The following is a 2,607-nucleotide window of genomic DNA, read 5'->3' on the forward strand; positions in this document are numbered from 1 at the left end:
TCTGCATACCAAGTGTCCCCAATGGCTGCACTGATTGATACATGGACTTTCACGCTACAAATGGAACAGTTTTTTATTACCGCTTCTGGTAATGAGCTCTTTGCGTCTGATGAGGCCAAGTTAGTTTCCGTTTATTTAGCGAAAGAGGTAGATAAACTGGCTCAATCTTTATTGAAGAAAGAAGCATACATCAAGACAAAAACGTTTGTTGCAGAGTTCGCCAAGCAGCATCCATTCGCTGATTTAAGCATGATTAGGACTCCGGCTTACCGTAGGTGGTTAGATGCAAACCAAATTAGCGAAGAGGAAGCCGTTACAACGCTAGGCACGATGCCAGAAGCACTCGGGGATGTCTCTGATCGTCTAAGTCTGGTATCAGAGCAGACACCAAAAATTATGACGTGGAAAGCGCAGTTGTTGGCCTTGAATAGCTCTGCCAGTATCGAAAAAGTCAATGCGGCGCTCAATAGTTTGCAAGTTACCGCTGATTCGATGAGGGATTTTATCGATAACAACCCAGAGTACATGCGCTATTTGGCAGAACAAATGGCGCTGGAGTTACAACCTTTGGTTGACGATATCGATCAAAGGACGGAGGCGCGTTTATCTCAGTTGGGTGAAGAACGCCAAGCTATAGAGCTGATGGTTGCCAGAGAGCGCCAAGAAATCGCACAGATCATTACCCATGAGCGCGAGAAGTTTGCTCAAGATATGGATCGAGTGTCGCAAGAGGTTGTGAATCTCGCCATGACTAAGCTGATTGAACTTGTCAAAAGTACCATCATCTACTTTATTCTGTTCATTGCCGTTATATTCTTTGCACCGCTTGGCTTGGGCTATTGGTTTGGGAAGCGTGCAGCCGTGAAAACGCCAGTCAAACAAAGCTAACGATTTGTTTTGGAAATAAAAAAAGAGCGCTTTAAAGTGCTCTTTTTTAGTATTGAATTCGGAAGGGAGGTTCTTCCTATCTCTGCGAAGTTAAGCGGTTTGCTGCTTTAATTCGCCTTCAGCTTCTTCAACTGCTTCTGCTGTTGGTTCGCACTTATCAACAAACCAACCCATGTAAGAAGTGAAGATCGTTACGATGATACATACAAAACTCAGCCACATGAACGGGGCATAAGACAGTGTAGCAACACCCAAAATACTGGCCATGTAGATACCGTTGTCACTCCAAGGGACCATACCTGAGGTTAGCGTGCCGCCAAATTCTGCGTTACGAGACAAATTCTTACGTTTGTAGCCTAGACGGTCATAGTTCTTCGCACAGATTTTTGGGGTCAGAATAAGTGAAACGTACATCGCTGAACCAAATACGTTGCCCATAAAGGCCGTACCAATTGTGCTTGTTGCCAATGAACCTGCACTTTGAACGCGTTTTTCAAACAGCTTCGCGATAGTCTCTAGCACGCCTACTTTATCTAGTAGACCGCCAAAACCAAGGCCGAATACGATAACCGCTACCGACCCAAGCATTGAAGACATGCCGCCACGGTTAAGGATTGAGTCAATGAAATCTACGCCAGATGAGATTGCAAACGGAGCCCAAGCCGTGTTGAACGCGGTTAGGAAATCGACATCTTGGATCATCACTGCCCAAATAATACCTAGCAGAGAACCAAAACTGATCACTGGGAATGAAGGCATACGCATCGCTAGAAGTGACAATACGATGATCACAGGAACAAATGAGTAAGGGGTGATGTAGAACTGCTGTTCCATCGCTTTAATGACAGAGTCTACCTGGCTCATGTCAACTTGACCTGCGTAGTGGAAGCCAAATGCAGTAAACATAATGCCTGTAATAATGTAGCTAATGAGTGCTATCGGCAACATACCTTTAATATGTTCCATCACTTCAACGTTAGACATAGATGAAGCAAGGATTACTGAATCCGATAGAGGCGACATTTTGTCACCAAAGTAACAGCCTGAAAGTACGGCACCTGCAGTGATTGGCGCAGGAACACCAAGACCTTGACCGATACCCATCATTGCAATACCTGCCGTGCCAGCCGCACCCCAAGATGTGCCAGTCGCTAGCGCAGTCAATGAACAGATGATCATGGTCGCCAGCAAAAAGATGGAAGGGTGGATTGCTTTAAGGCCGTAGTAAATAATGGTTGGAACAATACCACCAGAGATCCAAGTACCTACAAGCGCGCCAACGGCCAAAAGGATTAAAACGGCTCCAAGTCCATTGGAAATGCCATTTAGTGCTGCTTTTTCCAGATCTTTATACTGATGGCCAAGCTTTATGCCCAATATCATGACAATGAACCAACCGATGTATAGCGCTAGCTGAATCGGTAGGTCTAGCTTGGCTGTGAACGAAAATGCCAGCAGGAGAAATAAACCGAGCGAGATAAATACCTGTATCAAGCTTGGTAGGCGTGGTGTAACTTGCTTCATATGTGCCTCTGTCAATCTTGGAGCAATAGAGGAAGGCGCTCCTTGTTGTAATCGCGCATAACATACATTAACAAAAATTATATTTCGAACATTTGGTGTTTTATCTTGATGTTCGTCGGTAAAAACGTTTGCTTGTGAAATTAACTGTTAGTTTGTTTTAACTTTTTTGGTTTTAAATGTTGTGTAATGTGAAAT

2 protein-coding genes are annotated in these 2,607 nt (G+C 44.4%); one reads left to right on the top strand and one right to left on the bottom strand.

Features of this window, described 5'->3' with window-relative positions; genetic code table 11:
- Positions 1-888 (top strand): chemotaxis protein (locus tag CAG68_RS00800; protein ID WP_161440681.1); only part of this gene is annotated, 888 nt, incomplete at its 5' end.
- Positions 889-978: 90 nt separating this feature from the next.
- Here CAG68_RS00800 and nhaC read toward each other — a convergent pair.
- The gene (gene nhaC, locus CAG68_RS00805; RefSeq protein ID WP_005380726.1) at positions 979-2,412 is read right to left on the bottom strand and encodes a Na+/H+ antiporter NhaC; all 1,434 of its coding nucleotides are present in this window, start codon (positions 2,410-2,412) and stop codon (positions 979-981) included.
- Between the last annotated feature and the right edge of the window lie 195 nt (positions 2,413-2,607).

The organism is Vibrio sp. V42_P2S4T144 (assembly GCF_009904715.1).
In the GTDB taxonomy this organism is placed as follows: domain Bacteria; phylum Pseudomonadota; class Gammaproteobacteria; order Enterobacterales; family Vibrionaceae; genus Vibrio; species Vibrio alginolyticus.

Coding starts and splice junctions, on each gene's coding strand:
- nhaC (WP_005380726.1), bottom strand. CDS start 2,412: ATGAAGCAAGTTACACCACGCCTACCAAGCTTGATACAGGTATTTATC.